Annotated in this window: 20 protein-coding genes; 9 read left to right on the forward strand and 11 right to left on the reverse strand. The window is 51.9% G+C overall.

The window, feature by feature from the left end; genetic code table 11:
- Position 1 precedes the first annotated feature (1 nt).
- The 3 genes from truA to pdxB all read right to left on the reverse strand — a co-directional run bounded on the left by truA (position 2) and on the right by pdxB (position 3,064).
- Complete coding sequence (gene truA, locus PMPD1_RS15315) at positions 2–820, reverse strand: tRNA pseudouridine(38-40) synthase TruA (RefSeq protein WP_173634864.1); 819 nt, start codon at positions 818–820, stop codon at positions 2–4.
- Complete coding sequence (locus PMPD1_RS15320; RefSeq protein ID WP_173634865.1) at positions 820–1,830, reverse strand: aspartate-semialdehyde dehydrogenase; 1,011 nt, start codon at positions 1,828–1,830, stop codon at positions 820–822. The genes truA and PMPD1_RS15320 overlap by 1 nt, the downstream gene beginning before the upstream one ends.
- Before the next feature lie 97 nt (positions 1,831–1,927).
- The gene (pdxB, locus tag PMPD1_RS15325; RefSeq protein ID WP_173634866.1) at positions 1,928–3,064 is read right to left on the reverse strand and encodes a 4-phosphoerythronate dehydrogenase PdxB; all 1,137 of its coding nucleotides are present in this window, start codon (positions 3,062–3,064) and stop codon (positions 1,928–1,930) included.
- Positions 3,065–3,357: 293 nt separating this feature from the next.
- Between pdxB and PMPD1_RS15330 the strand changes: the two genes are divergently transcribed.
- The gene (locus PMPD1_RS15330) at positions 3,358–3,657 is read left to right on the forward strand and encodes a hypothetical protein (protein WP_173634867.1); all 300 of its coding nucleotides are present in this window, start codon (positions 3,358–3,360) and stop codon (positions 3,655–3,657) included.
- A 66-nt stretch (positions 3,658–3,723) separates the two neighbouring features.
- Here the strand turns inward: PMPD1_RS15330 and PMPD1_RS15335 are convergent, their stop codons facing one another.
- The 3 genes from PMPD1_RS15335 to PMPD1_RS15345 all read right to left on the reverse strand — a co-directional run bounded on the left by PMPD1_RS15335 (position 3,724) and on the right by PMPD1_RS15345 (position 7,207).
- The gene (locus tag PMPD1_RS15335) at positions 3,724–5,349 is read right to left on the reverse strand and encodes a cholesterol oxidase substrate-binding domain-containing protein (protein WP_354292646.1); all 1,626 of its coding nucleotides are present in this window, start codon (positions 5,347–5,349) and stop codon (positions 3,724–3,726) included.
- A gap of 258 nt (positions 5,350–5,607) precedes the next feature.
- Positions 5,608–6,396 (reverse strand): AraC family transcriptional regulator, encoded by a 789-nt coding sequence (locus PMPD1_RS15340; RefSeq protein WP_173634869.1) that lies wholly within the window; start codon positions 6,394–6,396, stop codon positions 5,608–5,610.
- 64 nt (positions 6,397–6,460) lie between these two features.
- On the reverse strand, positions 6,461–7,207 hold the full coding sequence (locus PMPD1_RS15345) for an acid phosphatase (RefSeq protein ID WP_173634870.1): 747 nt from the start codon (positions 7,205–7,207) through the stop codon (positions 6,461–6,463).
- A gap of 190 nt (positions 7,208–7,397) precedes the next feature.
- Between PMPD1_RS15345 and PMPD1_RS15350 the strand changes: the two genes are divergently transcribed.
- Entirely contained in the window at positions 7,398–8,315 is a 918-nt protein-coding gene (locus PMPD1_RS15350; RefSeq protein WP_173634871.1) for a DMT family transporter, read from the forward strand.
- A gap of 133 nt (positions 8,316–8,448) precedes the next feature.
- Entirely contained in the window at positions 8,449–9,489 is a 1,041-nt protein-coding gene (gene flk / locus PMPD1_RS15355; protein ID WP_173634872.1) for a flagella biosynthesis regulator Flk, read from the forward strand.
- A 1-nt stretch (position 9,490) separates the two neighbouring features.
- Here flk and PMPD1_RS15360 read toward each other — a convergent pair whose 3' ends face one another.
- The gene (locus PMPD1_RS15360) at positions 9,491–9,943 is read right to left on the reverse strand and encodes a rhodanese-like domain-containing protein (protein WP_173634873.1); all 453 of its coding nucleotides are present in this window, start codon (positions 9,941–9,943) and stop codon (positions 9,491–9,493) included.
- A gap of 98 nt (positions 9,944–10,041) precedes the next feature.
- Between PMPD1_RS15360 and pdxR the strand changes: the two genes are divergently transcribed.
- Positions 10,042–11,484: a MocR-like pyridoxine biosynthesis transcription factor PdxR gene (gene pdxR / locus PMPD1_RS15365; RefSeq protein WP_354292918.1), complete on the forward strand. Its 1,443-nt coding sequence runs from the start codon at positions 10,042–10,044 to the stop codon at positions 11,482–11,484.
- On the opposite strand, the gene PMPD1_RS15370 is transcribed toward pdxR, so the two are convergent.
- A complete protein-coding gene (locus tag PMPD1_RS15370; RefSeq protein WP_173634875.1) occupies positions 11,435–12,631 on the reverse strand; it encodes an MFS transporter in 1,197 nt (398 codons plus the stop codon). The genes pdxR and PMPD1_RS15370 overlap by 50 nt on opposite strands.
- A 619-nt stretch (positions 12,632–13,250) precedes the next feature.
- Between PMPD1_RS15370 and PMPD1_RS15375 the strand changes: the two genes are divergently transcribed.
- From PMPD1_RS15375 to PMPD1_RS15395, 5 genes are all read left to right on the forward strand, one after another.
- Positions 13,251–14,237, forward strand: coding sequence for an autoinducer 2 ABC transporter substrate-binding protein (locus tag PMPD1_RS15375; RefSeq protein WP_173634876.1), 987 nt, complete (start codon positions 13,251–13,253; stop codon positions 14,235–14,237).
- A gap of 152 nt (positions 14,238–14,389) precedes the next feature.
- Positions 14,390–15,889 carry a sugar ABC transporter ATP-binding protein gene (locus PMPD1_RS15380; protein ID WP_173634877.1) on the forward strand — a complete coding sequence of 500 codons (1,500 nt, stop codon included), beginning with the start codon at positions 14,390–14,392 and terminating at the stop codon, positions 15,887–15,889.
- Entirely contained in the window at positions 15,882–16,868 is a 987-nt protein-coding gene (locus PMPD1_RS15385; protein ID WP_173634878.1) for an ABC transporter permease, read from the forward strand. The genes PMPD1_RS15380 and PMPD1_RS15385 overlap by 8 nt, the downstream gene beginning before the upstream one ends.
- Before the next feature lies 1 nt (position 16,869).
- Complete coding sequence (locus tag PMPD1_RS15390) at positions 16,870–17,823, forward strand: ABC transporter permease (protein WP_173634879.1); 954 nt, start codon at positions 16,870–16,872, stop codon at positions 17,821–17,823.
- Positions 17,824–17,841: 18 nt separating this feature from the next.
- On the forward strand, positions 17,842–19,479 hold the full coding sequence (locus PMPD1_RS15395) for an FGGY-family carbohydrate kinase (RefSeq protein WP_173634880.1): 1,638 nt from the start codon (positions 17,842–17,844) through the stop codon (positions 19,477–19,479).
- A 63-nt stretch (positions 19,480–19,542) separates the two neighbouring features.
- On the opposite strand, the gene PMPD1_RS15400 is transcribed toward PMPD1_RS15395, so the two are convergent.
- From PMPD1_RS15400 to PMPD1_RS15405, 3 genes are read right to left on the reverse strand one after another with little or no spacing between them, the layout of a single operon-like run.
- Positions 19,543–19,881: a contact-dependent growth inhibition system immunity protein gene (locus PMPD1_RS15400; RefSeq protein WP_173634881.1), complete on the reverse strand. Its 339-nt coding sequence runs from the start codon at positions 19,879–19,881 to the stop codon at positions 19,543–19,545.
- Between the two features lie 10 nt (positions 19,882–19,891).
- Positions 19,892–19,954 carry a hypothetical protein gene (locus tag PMPD1_RS22890; RefSeq protein ID WP_435529740.1) on the reverse strand — a complete coding sequence of 21 codons (63 nt, stop codon included), beginning with the start codon at positions 19,952–19,954 and terminating at the stop codon, positions 19,892–19,894.
- An 8-nt stretch (positions 19,955–19,962) separates the two neighbouring features.
- Positions 19,963–20,433: a hypothetical protein gene (locus tag PMPD1_RS15405; RefSeq protein ID WP_354292647.1), complete on the reverse strand. Its 471-nt coding sequence runs from the start codon at positions 20,431–20,433 to the stop codon at positions 19,963–19,965.
- Positions 20,434–20,520 lie beyond the last annotated feature (87 nt).

Raw genomic sequence — 20,520 nt, forward strand, 5'->3', positions numbered from 1 at the left:
ATTAATCTTCAAGGAACAGCGGCCCCATTGGCATCTGCGGCAAATTGAACTGTGCCGGATAATCCACCGCCACCAAATACAGCCCTTCCGCTTTGGCGGTTGCCGCCGCCAGCGTACGATCTTTCGCCGCCAGTAACGTTGCCATCCACGTTTCCGGCTGGTTGCCGCAGCCGATTTCCATCAGGCTACCGACAATGTTACGCACCATATGGTGCACAAACGCATTGGCCTTAATATCTACCACCACATAAGCGCCATGGCGGCTAACATGAATATGCATCAGGTTACGCCACGGGGTACGTGACTGACACTGCACCGCCCGAAACGAAGTAAAGTCGTTTTCACCCAACAGACACTGCGCCGCACGCTGCATTTTCTCCGCATCCAGCGGATGGTAAAAATGCGTCACGCCACCGTGTAAAATCGCCGGACGTAAGCGTTGATTATAAATCACGTAGCGATAACGACGGGCGGTGGCGCTGAAACGTGCGTGAAAATCCTCTGAGACCGGCTTCACCCACCGCACCGCGATATCGTCAGGCAGATTCGCATTGACGCCCAGCGTCCAGGCGGAATCTTTACGCAGTGACGAGGTATCAAAATGCACCACCTGACCGGTACCGTGGACACCGGCATCAGTTCGACCGGCGCAAAACACGTTCACGTCATGATTCGCCACTTTTGACAGCGCTTGTTCTAACCGCCCTTGCACGCTGCGAACTTCCTGCTGGCGCTGCCAGCCGTAGTAACGGCTGCCATCGTATTCAATACCGAGCGCCAGCCTGATGGTTTCAGCGCTGGCGTTTACCGCTTCACTCATTAGTACATATACTCCTGCACCAGTTTTTCGGCGGTTTTGAGCGCCATTAACGCACCGCCAAAGCGGATATTATCGGCAACCGACCATAGCTGTAGCAGTTCCGGCACGCCATAATCATTACGCAAACAGCCAATACTGAGTTGAACATTTCCTGAGGCGTCGCCAACCTGAGTCGGGTAATCGTTCTCGTCCGATAAGCCGATATCCGGCGCGCGCTGCAGTTCATCGTAAGCCTCTTCTGCCGACAATGGCCGTAAGCTCTCCAAATGCACGATCTGCGCATTGCCGTAAAATACCGGCGCCTGCACGCTGCTGACTGAGATGGGCAAACCTTCATCCTGCATCACTTTGCGTACTTGCTCGACTAGACGACGTTCACTCTCCACGCTGCCTTGGTTATCAGGCAACTGCGGTAAAATATTGAACGCCAACTGGCGGCCAAAAAAGTGCTCTTCCGCCGGTACGCCATTCAGTAAACGCGCGCTTTCGCCTGCCAACGCGTCAACCGCCGCTTTGCCATGCGCCGACGCCGAGAGTAAATTGGTGACCTGTAAGCGGCTCAGGCCCGCCAGCTCAACCAGCGGTTTAATCGCACAGAGTAACTGGCTGGTTAAACTCTCCGCGACACACACAATATTGCGGTTGCGGTAATCGGCCAGCGCTTGTGGATTAACATCCGCCACCACCAGCGGAACGTCCGGCTCAAGGGCAAACAGATCGCTGCTATCAATCACCAGACAACCGGCGCTGGCCGCCTCTTCGGCATAGCGTGCCGAGGCTTCGCGCCCGGCGACAAAAAAAGCCAGTTGCGCGCGTGACCAATCAAACTCAGCGGCCTCTTGCACCTGAATAGATTTGCCTGCGAAACGCAGCGTTTCGCCCGCACCGCGCTCGCTGGCCAGCAACATTAACTCACCAACCGGGAACTGACGTTCCGCCAGTAACTCCAGTAAAGCGTTCCCTACTGCGCCTGTCGCGCCTAAAAGCGCAATATTCCAGCCGTCAGACATGTTGGTTTACTCCAGACAATGGCATAAAAACAGAAGGCGGTGATATTCACCGCCCGTTGATTCAGACTTTTCCCGCTTAGGCGGTGAAAAAAACGGCTTAGCGTGCAGCGTGGTACACCGCGTCAAACCCTAATTTTTGCAATAACGTCGCCGCCCCGGCATCATCACACTGCACATGCAGCGATGACCATTCACGACGCTCTTGATACTGCTTGCGCAGCCGATCAAACTCACCCGCAATCGCGGCCACTTTTCTGAGCGGCGCATCATCGCGGCGCACATCATACACCAGATGTACTAAACGTTTTAGCGTCGCCTGATCGAGCGGGCCATGTAACGTAATGCGGCCAAACTCCGGCGGCGGTAATAAGGTATCTAACGCGACCTGCTGTTGCTGGCCGATAAAACGGCTCCAGGCCTCAAAGACCTGGGTCGTGCCGCGTGCCTTACCTTCAAGGGTATAACCGGCGATATGCGCGGTGCCAATATCCACCTGCTCCAACAACGGCAACGACAGATCTGGCTCCGGTTCCCATACATCCAGCACTACGCTGAGATCATCGCGTTGTCCAAGAACGCGTAGCAATGCCGCATTATCCACCACCGGGCCGCGACAGGCATTAATCAGAATGGCGTTAGGTTTTAGCGCATTCAGTAACGTTTCATCGGCCAGATGATAGGTTTTATAGGGCCCCTCTTTGAATAGCGGGGTATGGAAAGTGATCACATCAGCTTTGGCGACCACCTCTTCCAGCCGCCGAAATGGCCCGTCCTCACCGTTATCGGCACGCGGCGGATCGCACAGTAAGGTCCGCACACCCCAGGCTTCAAGCCGTTTTTGCAGGCGTGCGCCCACATTGCCGACGCCGACAATCCCTACCACCCGATCGGTAAGCTGGAAGCCATCACGTTCCGCCAAGAGCAGCAACGAAGAAAACACATATTCCACCACCGCAATGGCGTTACAACCGGGCGCGGCGGAGAAACCTATACCGGCGCGCGCCAGAAACGCTTCATCAATGTGATCGGTTCCGGCCGTCGCAGTGCCGACAAATTTAACCGACTTATCGCCGAGTAAGGCTTCATTAACCTTGGTCACCGAACGCACCATCAGCGCATCGGCCTCCGCCAGCTCCGCCTGCGGGATCGGGCGACCGGGTACCGCGACGACGTCGCCGGTACGGCTAAACAGTTCGCGCGCATACGGCATGTTTTCATCTACGAGGATTTTCACGAATTGGTTTCCTGCATTGGAAGAGTCGAGAGGAGGTGAAGCTCTATTTTAGAACGCCACAACCCGCGTTACAACGTCAACGGGGCTGATCCTGGCCTGCGCAACCTGGGTTTATCGCCGTAAAGTGATAGAAATTTCTTAAAATTAGGATAAAAAATACGCTTTTTATGATTTTAGTTAATGTTAACAAGTTTTAATATAAGCGCGCCAATAGAAAGGCGTACTTATATAAGTTGTGGCTCAAATAAGTCTTTTCTTAAAAATCGTGGTCACACTCATTTACAGGAGTTCTAATGAGAGAATTAACATTATACGAAGTGGAAAATGTTTCTGGCGCAGGCGTAATAGATGGCCTGGGAGCGCTAGCCGGGAACCTGGTTATAGATGTGGTCAAGTTAATCAATGATGTGTGTAACACATCCTTTGGTTTTATCCCCGGCCAGCTCGCCGATCGTATCGGACTGAGTTCGGTTCATCACGCTATCGACTCGTTTTTTTACGGTATTTATAAGGGTGTGATAGGTGTGGCCGTTTTATTAGGCGGCGATGGTGATCGTGTGACTTATCACTACGAAGAAGAATGGGGTAGCTAAATCTAACAGGTTTAAAACCGATCTCTTGAAATTGTGTTCGTAGAGATCGGTTTTGCTTAGTTTAACTTATCTTCCTGCCTTCGAGAGGCGTTCAAGTAAGGGTGAAGTAAACAGATGGTGTGGATCATACTTATCCAATATATCCATCGCCGATTGCCAGTTATTCTCATCAGCGCCGCGTGTTAAGCTAGCCGGTATTAATTGATTAATAACGCGCTCATTCTCCCAGGTCCCTTCCGGGGTATAGCCCCATCCTTTACTCCATTCAACACGGCATTCAGCATAATCACCGGAAAAATGTTCAAATATCCACTGTTCCATTTGTTGATAAAACACGTTGGCATCGGGAGTATCCGGATGCGATAAATTATCCAGCCAGATAACCGTATCCCAATCAGGGCGATCTTCTCGCCGTCTGGCTGCGGAGAACGCGGCAACCTGAGCGCCAGCAACGATTGATTCGTCCGGGTTATCAACCCCTGTCACTCTGATTTCAACCGCATTATTCATCGGATAAGAATTACGTGTCTGATATAACGCCACCATTTCCCGATATTTTTGTACGAAATCATAAATTACCTGCTGCATTTTATCGCGCCGGGTCAAAATAGCATAACCATTTGCCGTTACACGCAGCGTACTGGGTTTTACATACAATAAAAGGTCTTTACTCCAGCCCCAAAGGTCAAAAGAGAGCGTGGTACCAAGACCGGCTTTGACCAGTTCTAACTCAGCATTCCCTACCGCAGGCGCTGCTTCCGGATGACCGGTAGTAAAGTTTTTAATTAATTTCTCAAGGCTGGCTGGCAAATTATCGCTAAACGGATAATTAAAAGGCGAAGAAACCCTGCGAGATACACCATTATAAGTGGGATTTTCCGTCCACACTTTTAGCCAGGGTTCTTCCGTAAAAGGAAACCAAATAGCCTCTGCCCTTCCGCTACGCTCAACAAAGCTCGCGAACGAATTTTTCCTGTCTGCTTGCTCAGCAAACAGGTCGCTTGCAGGAATATTAACGTAACTTTGACAACGTAAGCGCTTATTGCGCGGAACCTGCAAGGTGACTTCAACAATCAAAGCCCGCCCAATATGAACCATAAAAGCAGAAATATCTTTGTCGTTACGCTGAAACGTTTTTAATACATAGCTTTGCGCCGTTTCATCCCAAACGATGGCCGTCAAAGAAACGATACTATTACTCAGGGTGCCATAACAACCGCCGGCTGGTCGCTCCTCTCCTGTAGCCGGCATGCCAGTACCATGAGCCCCGATAGCTAACACGCCGCCAAGGGTTAAATCCCCCGGCGCCGGGGTGGCTAAAAAACCGAGTTTACTTTTTTCAAGCTTCGTTAACAGCGCTTCCATCGAAACCCCAGTCTGCGCCGTGACCACGCCATAATTACCCATGACTTCGATACGCATACTATTTAGGTATTTCTTCAAATCGATTAATAAAACCCGGCTATTATTCTCACCATTAGCGATAGTCAATTGCGACCAGTTATGCATATTCCCGAGCGGCCTGACCCGATACTTCTCCTGATACGCCCAGTTAACGGCCACCACTAATTCCTGTGTGGTTTTGGGTTGAAAGGTAAGTATATGTTTACCCTCGGTTTGTTTAGACCAGTTTATAAAGTCAGAATAGAAAAATTTAAACGGCGGTGTTATTTTATTTTCCATAAATATCATATCCTTATATTCATATTAATCTATAAATTATCTTAACAACTGTATATATATACAGTAAAAAATATAAAAGGACACGTTCTGCATGTCAATCTAAGCGTTTGCAGGTCAAATACAGAAAAGCCTTATATATCAGCTAAAAGAAGAAAAATGCTTTATTAAAAAGATAAAAAATCATATTTTTTACGAGAAAAGCGAAGGGAATACCGACGGAAAAGCGAATGTTAAGTGGGGTTATTTTTATTCACCTAAAAAGCTAAATTATATTTTCGCCGCCTGAGACTGCCGATAACGTTCCGGTGTGGTGCCCGACTGCTGTTGGAACATCACAATCAGCGCCGAGGCCGAGCTGTAGCCAAGATCCAGCGCGGTGTCCTGCACCGTTTTTCCCTGCTCCAGTAACGAAATCGCATGTAGAAAACGCAAACGCTGCCGCCATTCGCTAAATGACATACCCAGCAGCGCCCGGCAACGGCGTGCCAGCGTACGCTCGGTGGTATAGACCCGTTGCGCCCACTGCGCCAGCGTCGTGTTATCCGCCGGATTTTGTTCCAACGCCTGAAGAATGGGCGCCAGATATTTATCTGATGAATAAGGAAGATAGCTGGTTTGCACTTCCGCCTTATGCAACTGATCGTAAAGCACTTCGCACAGCCGTAAATCTTGTGCGGTTTGCGGGTTTAATACTTGCCGTTCAGCGCAATCCTCCATAATCGCGCTGGCAATCGGCCCGACTTTCAATAAACAGGCTTGCGCCGGCAATTCGCCACACAAGGCGGCGGCAATATTGAAAGTACGGAAGTAAGCCTGTTTCAGATTATAACTGGCGTGCTGTTTTCCCGGCGGGATCCAAATCGGCAAATCGGTCGGCGTCAGCAGCCGCTGCCCCTCAACGTGCATTTCCAGCACATTACACTTAACGAAAATCGCCTGCCCCCACGCATGCGCGTGCGGCAAATATTCGGTTTTCGCATTCGATTGTTCATAGCGTAAAAAGAAACGGAAATTATCAGCCAGTTGCGGTTCTTGATAGGTCAGTTGATGTGACATAGTATCCGGCGCCAAAACAGGTTTGTCCGATTTTAACCATCCCGTCAAAATCGGACAAGGTGTTTTACGGTTGAATCAAACGGCTACCGGTTTGCTGCGTTTGGCGCTGAAACTCTTGCTTCGCGCCATTAAGCGCACGGATAAACTCGGCATTATTATGCAGGCTGGCGACCACTGCCGCGCCCATTAAACGCCCATTGTCCACATCGCTTTGCCAATGTGCGCCACACACCACCCGGCTCTGACCAAAGTCATAGCCACGTTTAAGGATTTCCGTCTGGCGCGCCGGATTTATTTCAGCCAGCACCAGCGCTGCCGCCCAGCCGAAAGAGGCGTGCCCGGAAGGATAAGAACCGGTGTCTTTCATCTCCTTATCTTTTTCCGGCGTACAGGTGTGATCTTTATAGACCACAAACGGGCGCACACGCATATAGTGGTTTTTGGCTCCCCGCATCGCATAGTCATGGCTATCTTGCAGTACACGCGTTAGCAACGTATAAAGCGCAGGGGTTTTTTCTGGCGAGATTTCCTGACCGAACGCCGCTGAGAAAATGTCGGTAATATTTTTATAATCCGCATCGCTACGCGCCAACGCTTCACGCTGTGGGTTTTTCAGGGTATGCCCTTGCAGATAAACTGCCTGATCGTTGAGAAAAGCAGTGGTATTTTCAGCGGGCGGCGGCGGCAGGATGGTTAAACTGTCCGGCGCGTCCTGCGGGGTGAGAAAACCTTGTGGTTTTGCCTGCGAAGCGCAAGCGGTGAGTGCGGTCATCACGACCATCGCCATAATGGCTTTTTGCTTTACGTTCATCCTTTCTCCTTATATAAGCGCCGCTTATTATGCCTCTCCAATGTAGGGACGTTAGACAAAAAATGATATTCGCGAAAATGACTGACCTGAATTTGTCCGACAGAAAACTTATTTTGTCCGATTTGCACTATCTCTGGCAAAGCAGACAAGCATACACTGCGCGCAGGTTTTGAAAACAGTGAGAAGGTCGATGAATTTTTTGTTTCCTCTGTTCGCGGTATTGATCTGGTCCGTGAATGCGATCGTCAGCAAGATGTCTGCCGGGGCTATCGACCCGGCGGCGATCTCTTTTTACCGCTGGCTGCTGGCACTCCTCGCGCTAACGCCGTTTGTGTTGCCTTCCGCCTGGCGTAATCGTCGTCAGATTGCTCAGGTTTGGTGGAAACTGTTAATTCTCGGCCTACTTGGCATGGTGCTCTATCAGAGCCTTGCTTACTATGCGGCGCACAGTGTGACGGCACTGTTCATGGGTATCTTAAATGCCTTAATCCCGCTATTAACGGTGCTGATCAGTATTGTGGTGTTGCGCGTAGCGCCCACGCTGGGCATTTTAATCGGCAGCATACTATCCTTCGGCGGCTTGGTTTGGCTGGTTAGCCAGGGAAACCCGCACGCACTGCTGACACATGGCCTGGGGAAAGGTGAACTGATGATGTTCGCCGCCTCAACCTCTTATGCGTTATACGGTGTGTTGACGAAACGTTGGGCGATTCAACTCCCCAACTGGCAAAGCCTGTATATGCAGATTCTGTTCGGCGTGGCGTTACTGACGCCAAACTTCCTAATGGCCTCGGATGTCTCGCTCACTCTGCACAACATCCCGTTGGTGCTGTTTGCCGGTATTTTTGCTTCTATCATCGCGCCTTTCTTGTGGATTCAGGGCGTGATGCGCATCGGTGCCAGCACCACCAGTATTTTTATGAATCTCGCGCCGATCTTTACCGCGATTATCGCGGTCCTGTTTCTGCATGAAAGCCTGCGCAGCTACCACTACATTGGCGGCGGTGTAACGCTATTAGGGGTGATTCTGGCACAGCGACTGCGCACGCCGCTGCGTCTGCGCAAGCGAACAATTCCCCCAACGTCAGAGGCTGACTCTGGCGCCTAATCCTGCACCGGATAATAAATCTCGGTAGAGCCGCCCTCGCCTCTACCGATTACCGGGCGGGATTGTTATCATAGTGAATTGTCTGATTTCTCCGGCGCACCCCGGACATTGACCAGTTTTGAAGGACTTCGCTATGCAACCTCTTACCGGCCCCGGTGCGCCTGCGGGCGATCGCACAACGTCTTCTGTTTCCGGTCAATCGCGTACTGGTGGCGTGGGCGATCAGCCACTTTCGCCCGCACAACGTACTGCGCTGGAACGTTTGGTGGTGCGTATAATGTCGCTCAGTTCGCTGAAGTCTGCGGAATTATGGGCGGGTTTGCGCCATGAAGTCGGCGTAAAGAATGACGCAGAATTACTCTCACGTCATTTCCCGGCTGCCGAACAGTTTCTTACAACGCGGTTGTCGCAGGTACAAAACAGCCACGCCACGCGCCAGTTGATGCAACAGCTTTCCGACCTACTGCCACAAGGTAATAATCGCCAGGCAGTGAGTGATTTTATCCGCCAGCAGTTTGGTCATACCGTGTTGAGTTCACTCTCACCGGACCAGTTGCGCCAAGTGTTGACCATGTTGCAAAACGGTCAGTTAGCCATTCCGTTACCACAGCAAACCCGAACCACCGATCGTACGCTATTGCCCGCCGAGCACCATACGCTCAATCAGCAGGTGGCAAAGCTGGCGGCGGCCACCGGTGAGCAGCCGGTCAAATTGTGGGCGGCGGTGTTGAAATTAGTGAATCTGAAAAGCGGCGATCCGATTCCGTTGCGGCATTTCCCGTTGCTGACACAATATTTGCAAACCCGACAGACGCTTAGCCAGCACAGCGCGCCAACCTTGCGTTTGCTGGAAGCCTCATTAAAGCAGCCGCTGGATAACGCGGAACAGCGTCTACTGGAGGATTACAGCCAACAGCGTTTTCAGGCGACGCCATTAACCACCCTGACCGCCGCACAGGCGCAGGATCTGCTTAACCTGCTGTTTGCCCGTCGCGCGGAGCGCAACCAGGAAGCAGAGCCGGTGCTGGCGGAGAGTGATATTAATCCGCAGCCGATTTGGTATCCGCTAGCCAATGCCCTACCAGGTTTTCTCCAACCGCTGGCCAACCGCCCCGCATTTGGCGCGTTCGCACTGATCGTAGTTGTCGCGCTGCTTATGTGGATTCTTCTGTGAGTTAACAGCCGCACTCAGGCAGCGGGGCCGCTTCCGGCCAGTTGCCTGCTGCGTCACCGGCTACCACCGGGTGTCTGTCACGCTGCCAGAAATCGAAGCCGCCAATTAATTCCTTTACCTGAAATCCCGCTGTCGCTAGCTTCCACGCCGCCTTGGTTGAGCCGTTACAACCAATGCCGTCACAATAAGTGATATAGATTTTATTGCGATCCAACCCAGCCAGGGATTCGGCAGTCATAGTGCGATGCGGAAAACTTACTGCGCCACAAATGTGACCACGACGATAAGCATCACCGGAACGGGCATCAATGACTACCAACTCATCAACCCCTCGTGCCAGGTCTTCTGCCACGTCCCACGCATCAGCATAATAGGCCAATTTATCCGCCAGCCAGCGCGCACTCTGTTCAGGTAAAGGGGGAGGAAAAGCTAACACCGACGAGGTGACATTCATTGTAATTCTCCAATGGGTATTTCTCTCGATAATAAGGCATATTGGCCTTATACTTGAGACCCATTTGGCGCAATTAATAAGACCAATTTATGGCCATTATTACCACACCTTTAGTGACACTGTTTGCTTCACAATTGGCAAGCACCAAACGCGAACGCCTTTGCGCCACACTACGACAAGCTATCGCCCACGGCGCATTAAAGCAGGGAGAACGCCTCCCTTCTTCACGACTGCTGGCAACTGACCTGGCATTGTCGCGCGTAACGGTTGAAGCCGCCTATCAACAACTGGAAAGCGAAGGATATCTAACACGTCAAACCGGTAAAGGTACTTTTGTCGCAATAAAGATAGCGCCACCGCTTGCCCGGCTTACCCATACCCGCCAGCCGATCAAACTGTCGCGGCGTGGTCAGCAAGTGGTATCTACCGGCGGCTGTCAGGATCCGCCCTTTCCCTACGCCTTCGCCGCTGGCTCACCGGAGCTACGCGCTTTTCCTCATCAACTGTGGCAGCGCATTAGCGCAACACAACAGCGTCGACATGGCGCTAGCGTTATGCGTTATGGCGATCCGCAAGGTTACCTCCCACTACGCAACGCTATCGCACACTATCTGGCGCAATCGCGCGGTGTAATCTGTCAGGCTGAGCAGGTAATGGTACTGACCAGTTCTCAGCAGGCGCTACATATGTTGGCCCTGGCGCTACTCGATCCGGGCGACCAAGTCTGGCTGGAGAACCCCTGCTATCCGGGCGCCCGCCACGCCTTTATTAGCGCAGGCGCTAATCTCACACCGTTGGTGATGGACGCCGATGGCGCTAGGGTACAGCAAGGACAGCCAAAACTGATTTATCTGACACCGTCGCATCATTATCCAAGCGGCGTCAGCATGGGGCTATCACGACGGTTAGCGTGGCTAAATCTGGCGCAAGCGCAACATAGTTGGTTAGTTGAGGACGATTATGATAGCGAGTTTTGGTACCATGACCGGCCAATGCCTGCGCTTCAGGGGCTTGATCGCGCCGGACGTGTTATCTATCTCGGTACATTTTCAAAATCTCTTTTTCCCTCACTCCGTCTTGCTTATCTTGTGGTTCCCCCCGCGCTGGTTGAGCCGTTATGCAAATTACGCAGCGTGATTGATGGTCATAGCGCGTTGCTGCCGCAGGCAATCACCGCCGACTTTATTGAACAAGGTCACTTCTCCGCCCATTTACGCCTGATGCGCCAGCTTTATCACAGCCGACGTGATTTGTTACTGGAACAGTTGCACAGCCGGTTAGCGGAGCGGCTCACGCCAATCTCCAGTAGTGGCGGTTTGCAATTAACGGTAAAACTCAACGATGGGGATGATGGCGTATTAGCGCAACAGGCCAGGCAACAAGGGCTGTTATTACCGCGTCTGGCACCGCTCTATGCGCCCTCTTCCACGGCACAACAAGGATGGATTTTAGGTTTCTCCGCGCTGGAACGCGCGGAGATTATAGAGGGGGTTAACACGCTGTCGCGGGTACTTTATTCAGACGGGCAAAGCTTAGCGTAACCAACATACCCAGCGCGGCGCACAGCGCACCGGCAAAGTAAACGGCGCCATAGCCCAACGAGGTCGCCAATATGCCGGTCAATGGCCCGCTAGCGCCGTACGCGATATCCTGGAAAGCGGCGAAACCGCCTAATGCCGTACCACGGACTTGCGGCGCCACACGCTTAACCACTTCCACGCCCAGCGCCGGAAACACCAACGAACAGCCGCAACCGGTTAACGCCGCGCCAATCAACGCCATCCAGCCGCTATCCGCCAGCCCGAGAACGAATAACCCTCCCGTCTCCACCAGCAGAGAAATCAGCGCCACGCGCGCGCCGCCGAGGCGATCGGGCATCCAGCCAAAGAAAATGCGCATGAGTACAAAAGCACAGCCAAAAGCCGTGAGTGCAAACCCGGCGTTTCCCCAGCCCTCTGCGGCAAAATAGAGCGAGATAAATGTCCCAATCACCGCGAAGCCAACCCCTTGTAACGCCAGGGCAAAACCGGGATGCAAAATTTGCCGCACCACTTGCCACATGCCCGGACGCTCGCCACTCACCGTCGGCACCGCCGGGATCCAAAAATTGAATAGCATCGCGAACAGCGGCAACACCATCGCGCTGATCCCCAATCCGGCGAAGCCGTGATAGTGATAAATCAGCAGACCAAGCGGCGCACCAGCGGCCAGGGCGCCGTAAATCGCCATCCCGTTCCACGACATAACCAATCCGGAACGCTTATGACCAACCAGCCCCAACCCCCAGGTCAAGTTGCCAGTAAGCAACAGGCTTTCGCCAAAGCCCAGCATTAAGCGCCCCAATGCCAGCAGCGCGAACTTACCGGGCACCGACAGCGGCAGTAGCGCCGCCAATAAATAGGCCACACCGACCAGCGCCACCGCCAACATACCGTGTAAGGTCGTTGACTTGGCCCCATGCCCATCGGCTCGTTTACCGGCAAAGGCGCGAGTCAACAAGGTGGCAAAAAATTGAATCCCTACCGCCACGCCCACCATGACGTTGTTTAGACCAAGCTCATGATGAACAAATAGCGGAATAACCGGCAGGGCTAACCCGGCGGTTAAGTAGGTTAAGAAAACAGCAAAAGAGGTACAGGCTACGCGGGGTTTACCACGAGCAGCACTGTCAAATGATGTACCTGACATTTGTCACGTCACTCCTGTTATTACGCAGGCGCCAGGATATCCGCGCGCCCAAAAAACCCCGCAGCCATAGCGCGGGTTGGGTGCGTTGGTTAACGTAAACGCTTACGCAACATCATGACAATGTTGTGGATGGAATAATTGCCGGGCCAAGTTTGCCCGCTTCGCTGGCGATTGTCAAAATTCGTCCTCACAGCCGAAAAGTAATTTAATGACGAAATAAAAATCATCTGAAAGCCTCTTTCCGTGGCTCGCTAACCGCCATAAACCGGAAGATCCTCACATAATCTTAAAATAAATCCGGCATAGAGGCTTATCGACAGCGTAAAAACCCCTTTCGACGACCTTAATATTCGGAAAAAGTATTGTTTTTGTTAAGTTAAAGTTAAATAGCAACAAATTAAAAACATTAAAAAGAAGTAATAATCCTACTAAATATTTAATTTAACTAAAAATTAACCATAATTTAACCAAAAATACACACAAACGGACGTCGATCACAATTATCTGTTTCGTTAAGGCTTTTTTCCCCGCCACGTTGCTATGTTGAAAACGTGATCTAACCCATCACGTTTATCCCAGCCAACACCATAACGATATGCCCTACGATAAAGGTACTGCTATGAAATTTAACCTCGCATTACTTAATGCATGTGTGGTTTCTGCGTGCATGCTGCTCTCAACACCTTCGTTTTCCGCGGAAAAACATGACATTGCCGTGGTTGCAAAAGTAACCGGCATTCCGTGGTTCTCACGTATGGAAGTCGGCGTCAAAGAAGCGGCGCAAAAGCTGAATGTTAATGCTTACCAGGTGGGCGCTTCAACACCTGATCCGGCACAGCAAGTTAAAGTTATTGAAGATTTAATCGCCAAAAAGGTCGACGCCATTATCGTGGTACCCAATGACGCCAAGGTACTGGAACCGGTACTGAAAAAAGCACGCGCTCAGGGCATTGTGGTGCTGACGCATGAATCCCCCGACCAGCAGATTGGTCAGTGGGATGTGGAAACCATCGACAGCCAGAAATATGCCGAAAAGAACATGGATGAACTGGCAAACGCGATGGGCAAAAAAGGCGGCTATGCCATTTACGTTGGCTCGCTGACGGTGCCGTTACATAACGCGTGGGCAGATGCGGCGATTAAGTACCAAAAAGAGAAGTACCCGGAAATGCATGAGGTGACCTCACGGCTGCCTGTAGGGGAAAGCATTGATAAATCCTATGCCACTACGCTGGATCTAATGCGTACCTATCCTGACCTGCGAGGCATCATCGGCTTTGGTTCGCTAGGCCCGATCGGTGCTGGTCAGGCGGTGAAGAGTAAACGCGCGAAAAACAAAATCGCGGTGGTCGGTATTGCGATGCCAGGCCAAGCCGCGCCGTATCTTGCCAGCGGCGATGTGAAAAAAGTGCTGCTATGGGATCCGAAAGACGCCGGTTACGCGTTGGTTAACCTCGCCGACCAGATGTTGGATGGTAAACAGGTTACTAGCGACTTTAGCGTCGACGGGTTAGGCAAAGCCGATGTCGATAGCAAAAATCACGTCATTCGTTTCAATCGTATTTTGGAAGTGACCAAAGATAACGCCAAATCGCTCGGCTTCTAAGGCCCACCACCGGTGTGCTACCACGCGCCGGTGGTTAACCACATTAAGCTTGCAGCGGGAATACCGGGGCGGAGAAACGCCGCGCCGGGTTCTGCACAGATTATTGGGTTTGCATCCATTTGAATCGATAATTTCTTCACCGGGAATCAGCTATGACTTCTCTCTCACCGTTCATCTCGCTGGAAAAAATCAGCAAAAGCTTCCCTGGCGTTAAAGCGCTGGATAACGTTTCGCTCACGCTGAATAGAGGCGAAGTACACTGCCTGGCGGGCCAGAACGGTTGTGGTAAAAGTACCATCATCAAAATTATTTCCGGCGTCTATCAGCCGGACAAAGGGGCGCAAATTGCCGTTGACGGTAAGTTGTTTAACCACCTAACGCCAAAACTCTCCGCCTGGTACGGGGTTCAGGTTATCTATCAGGATTTATCGCTGTTTCCCAACCTGTCGGTTGCCGAAAACATCGCGGCACAGCATTTTTTACCCGGCGGCCATTTTTGGGTACAACGCCCGGCGATGCGCAAACTGGCGCGCGACACCATGGCACGCATCGGCGTCACGCTCGATCCCGATCGTAAGGTGGAAAAACTCTCTATTGCCGACCGCCAACTGGTCGCCATTTGCCGCGCACTGGCCGCTGACGCCACATTAGTGATAATGGACGAACCGACCGCCTCTCTTACGCGCGTAGAAGTCAATGGCCTGTTGCGGGTGGTTAACGAACTCAAAACCGCCGGAATCTGCGTGGTGTTCGTTAGCCATAAGCTAGATGAAGTAATGGAGATCGCCGACCGTATCAGCGTCATGCGTGATGGCAAGCTGGTTGGCACCTGGCCTGCCCAAGAGTTGGATAGCGATGAACTGGCCTTTTTGATGACGGGACAGCGATTTACTTTTAGCCACTTACCTGAACGCGCCAGCGCTGACGAAACGCCGCTACTGGAAGTGCGCGACCTCTCTCGTGCCGGGCAATATCAGCACATCAACCTCAGTTTACGCAAAGGCGAAATTACCTCGATCGTTGGCCTTCTTGGCGCCGGACGTACCGAACTGTGCCTTTCCTTATTCGGTATGACCCAACCCGATAGCGGTGAAATTCGTATTGGCGGACAGCCGGTTGTGTTACGCAGCAATCGCGATGCCATTCGGCACGGTATTGCCTACGTTTCAGAAGACCGGCAAACCCAAGGGCTGATTATGGCCCAATCGATTTTCGACAACACACTGGTTTCCATTTTCCCACGCCTGCGACGCGCCTCAGGATTATTCGATAACGTTAAAGCGCGGCATATCGTGGCGCAACTGATCCGTGAACTGAATATTAAAGTCTCTGATAGCCAACTACCGGTACAGACCTTGTCGGGCGGCAACGCGCAACGTATCGCGATCGCGAAATGGGTGGCGACCGAACCACAAGTGCTAATCCTTGATTCGCCCACCGTCGGCGTCGATATCGCCAACAAAGAGGGTATCTATCGCATTGCCCGTCAGTTAGCGGAAACCGGTATGGCGGTATTGATGATTTGCGATGAGATCCCGGAAGCCTTGTACAACAGCCATCGCGTGTTAGTCATGCGTAAAGGCGAACTGGTCGCCAGCTTCGCGCCGCATCACTCCTCAGAAGAAGAGATAGCCGGAGTAGTCAATGAATAAGCAACTTCGACATTTAATGACGCATCATGAGTTCTGGCTCGGCATATTAATTCTGCTGCTGGCGATTGGGCTCAGCATCCGTACCGATGAATTTATGACGCTGGGCAATATGACTGACGTCGCCACCAGCTACGCGATTTTAGGCATCCTGGCCTGCGGATTATTTGTGGTGTTGATTGCCGGAGGGATCGATATTTCTTTCCCGGCGGTAACCGCCATCGCGCAGTATGTAATGGCAAGTTATATGCTGGCGCACGGGGGCAACCTGGTACTCTCGCTGGTGATTGCCATGCTTTGTGGAATGGTGCTTGGTTTGTTTAACGGCTGGTTGGTCTACGTGCTACGCGTACCGGCCATTATTATTACCATCGCGACCCTGAATTTGTTTTATGGCCTGCTGGTATGGTTTACCGATGGGAAATGGCTGTATGGCTTTCCTGACTGGTTTATGAATGGCATTAACTGGTTTTCCTTTACCGCGTCGGATGGCTACGAATATGGTGTGACGCTGCCGCTGCTGTGCTTAGTCGCCGTGTTTATCGTTACCGGTGTATTAATGCGTTATACCCGTCTCGGGCGGCAAATCTATGCCATGGGCGGCAGCCGAGAGTCGGCCTCGCGGTTGGGCATTAACCTGCTGACGCTGCACTTTTATGTCTATGGCTATATGGGGTTACTGGCCGGGATTGCGGCAGTGGTACAAGCGCAGACGACACAATCGGTCGCGCCTAACTCGCTAGTGGGCTATGAACTGACAGTGCTGGCAGCGGTAGTGCTGGGCGGAACCAGTATGACCGGCGGGCGCGGTTCGTTAACCGGCACCCTGCTCGGCGTAATGCTGCTGGCGTTTTTACAAAATGGGCTGACGCTGCTGGCGGTCTCCTCATACTGGCATATGGTTTTTAGCGGCGTGATTATCCTGGTAAGCATTAGTGCGACGGCCTGGAACGAAAAACGCAAATTAGCGAAGGGGTGGTAAAATGGTCTCTGTGATGCGCATTTTCCCCGATGATCGCATTATTCGCCTGCAACTGGTGATGATTGTCGTGGTTTTGGCTCTGTTCTCTTTCGCACTGGGCGGTCGTTTCTTTAGTCTGGCAAACTTCCAGTCCATCGCGACACAGTTACCGGTATTAGGCATGCTGGCGTTGGGGATGGGGTTGACCATGCTAACCGGCGGCATCAACTTATCGATTATCGCCAGCGCCAATGCCTGTTCATTATTGATGGCGGCGGTCATCGTTTCTCATCCGGGTCAGCCGCTATTTCTACTGCTGGCGCTGCTGGCAGGCCTGCTGCTGGCGGTGCTGATTGGTATCTTAAATGGCGTGTTGGTGGCGTTTATCGGCGTCTCACCTATCTTAGCCACGCTCGGCACCATGACGCTGATTGGCGGCCTGAATATTTTGCTCTCTAACGGCACCGTTATCTCCGGCTTCCCACCGTTAATTCAGTACCTGGGGAATGGCGATGTGCTCGGAATTCCGGTCGCCATGCTGCTGTTTTTAGCGGTCGCATTCGCGTTGTGGGCACTGCTGGAAAAAACCACGCTGGGTCGCAGCATTTATCTGATGGGTTCCAACGAACAAGCCACCCGCTTTAGCGGAGTGAATACCCATCGGGTGCAAATCACCGTCTATATTCTGTCGTCAGTATTAAGCTGGGTCGGCGCGTTGTTAATGATGGCGATGTTCAACTCCGCCAAAGCAGGCTATGGCGAGTCTTGGTTGCTGATTACCATTCTGGCATCGGTGCTGGGCGGGATTAATCCCGATGGCGGATTTGGCCGCGTGCTCGGGCTGATACTGTCGTTAATTGTGCTGCAAATGTTAGAGAGTGGTTTGAACTTACTTGGCGTAAGCAGCTATCTCACCATGGCGCTCTGGGGCGCGGTACTGATTCTATTTATCGCATTGCAAAATCGCAGATTCTGAATTTTCGAGGGAAGAGAAATGGCGAGTTATTACATCGGCGTTGACGTCGGAACCGGCAGTGCGCGTGCAGGCATCTTTGATATTCGTGGTCGGATGATGGGCCAGGCCAGCCGGGAAATCGCAATTTATCGGCCGCAGGCCGACTTTGTGGAGCAATCTTCCGACAATATTTGGCAGGCCGTTTGTCAGGCCGTGCGTGATGCGATCAACCAAAGCAATATCAACCCGGTGCAGATTAAAGGACTGGGGTTTGATGCCACCTGTTCACTGGTGGTACTGGATAAAGAGGGCAAGCCACTGACCGTTAGCCCTTCAGGTCGTAGCGAGCAAAATATTATTGTCTGGATGGATCACCGCGCCATCGTGCAGGCCGAGCGGATTAACGCCACCCAGCATCGGGTGCTGGATTACGTTGGCGGTATTATTTCGCCGGAAATGCAAACCCCGAAGTTGCTGTGGCTCAAGCAACATATGCCGAATACCTGGAAGAATATCGGTCACCTGTTTGACCTGCCTGATTTTCTCACCTGGCGCGCCACACAAGATGAAACGCGGTCGTTGTGTTCCACCGTCTGCAAATGGACCTATATGGGCCATGAAGACCGCTGGGATGATAGCTATTTCCGCCAGATTGGCCTGGAGGATTTGCTGGAGCATGATGCCGCCAAAATGGGGCGTGAAGTGAAAACCATGGGCGAGCCGTTAGGCCACGGTCTGACGCAACGTGCCGCCAGTGAGCTAGGATTGCTGCCCGGCACTGCGGTCAGCGTATCGATTATTGATGCACATGCCGGCAGCCTTGGCACGCTTGGCGCCTCCGGCCCTTCCGGCGAGCACGCGGATTTTGATCGGCGCATCGCTCTGATCGGCGGCACCTCAACCGGTCATATGGCGATATCCAAAGGGCCACGTTTTATTAAAGGTGTTTGGGGGCCGTACTTCTCGGCGGCGCTGCCTGACTTTTGGCTTAACGAGGGCGGGCAATCGGCAACCGGCGCACTGATTGACCATATGATCCAATCTCACCCTTGCTACGCCACGCTGCTGGAGCAGGCGACAAGCCTGGGCCGAACGATCTATGAAATGCTGAACGATATTCTGCGCAAACTGGCCGGGGAACCGGAGAAGATTGCTTTTTTGACGCGCGACATCCATATGCTGCCCTATTTCCACGGTAACCGCTCACCCCGCGCCAACCCAAACTTGACCGGTATTCTTACCGGCTTAAAACTGTCGCGTACCGTGGAGGATATGGCGCTACATTATCTGGCGACCATTCAGGCTATTGCGCTGGGTACCCGGCATATTATTGAAACCATGAATCAAAGCGGCTATAGCATTGATACCATTATGGCTAGCGGCGGTGGTACTAAAAACCCGATTTTTGTTCAGGAACATGCCAACGCAACCGGCTGCGCCATGTTGTTGCCGGAAGAGAGTGAGGCAATGCTGCTCGGCGGCGCGATGATGGGCACGGTAGCAGCAGGCGCTTATGACAGTTTGCCGGAGGCGATGAATGCCATGAGTCGGATTGGTAAAACCGTGACGCCGCAGACCAATGAGATCAAGCAGTATTACGATCGTAAATATCGTGTGTTCCGCGAGATGTATCATGATCATATGAAATATCGCCAGATGATGCAGGAGAATGACTGACCGGCGTGATTAGGATTCAGGATCGGACCAGGGAGGGTCTGGTTTTGGTCACCCGAATGCGTGTTAAATGCGCGATAACTCTGTTGAATAGCCGGTAGCTTGCATATATTCCAGCAGGCGCTGCTTAACCATATCCAGCCATGCCTGAGCAGTAAGATCCCATCGTTGCGGAGCAAATTCGCCATCATAGCGAACCTGCAAAACCTCAATCCTGTCTGTCTGCGCTTCCAGTTCCAATAGATTCGCCAGTAACATGCGCAGACAGAACTCTGACGACGTCGTCAAATATTCATTAAGCAGAGTATTAAGATCGCAATTCTCATCGAAAATGTCACAGTCCTGCCCAAAATAGATCAAGATAAGATTATCTAACTCGCATGTTTTATCTATGTTTGTGTCCATCCCTTTCTCCTTAAGGCACCGGAAATGCCGTTACAACAAAATATGTTTTATTCCCATGTTTTTTTGCTTCCAATATTACCCTTACTGAGTAAGTTTTTTTACCATGGGATTTCCCTTATCTACATATCTTCCGGTTGAAAAGTAGAAACGCTGATCAAGACGTATCCTGGAGCCTGGCTGCATGTATTTTAAGGCATTTTCAAGCTGTAGACGCTTCATTGACAATACTTCTGACTTCGCTGCCGCAATCTCCGCAAGTCGCGCCGTCGCGGTATCCGTCTTACGACCGGTCAGAACTTGCTGAAACGCTGTATTCAGCGTATCAAGGCTATGAGCCCCGACCACTACGCATCCGGCTTTCGTAATCATCGTGGGTTCCGGCACAATACAAAGTATTCCGGCACCGAATATTTCAACCACGCCGCCAATAACGCCGAGCCCGCCCCATAAACGGTTACTCATAGTTTCACCAGAACTGACATTTTTTCTGCGTAAAATAGCGGTCATTTGCACAGGTGAAAGCGCGACCGTCAATCCTTCATCTTGATTCATAACAATTCCTTTTGTTCAACATCCTACTCTCCGCCTAACCTACCACCTCCTTATTCCCCTGTAATTAGTAATGCTATTAACGCCACT

It is taken from the genome of Paramixta manurensis (assembly GCF_013285385.1).
Taxonomy (GTDB): Bacteria; Pseudomonadota; Gammaproteobacteria; order Enterobacterales; family Enterobacteriaceae; genus Paramixta; species Paramixta manurensis.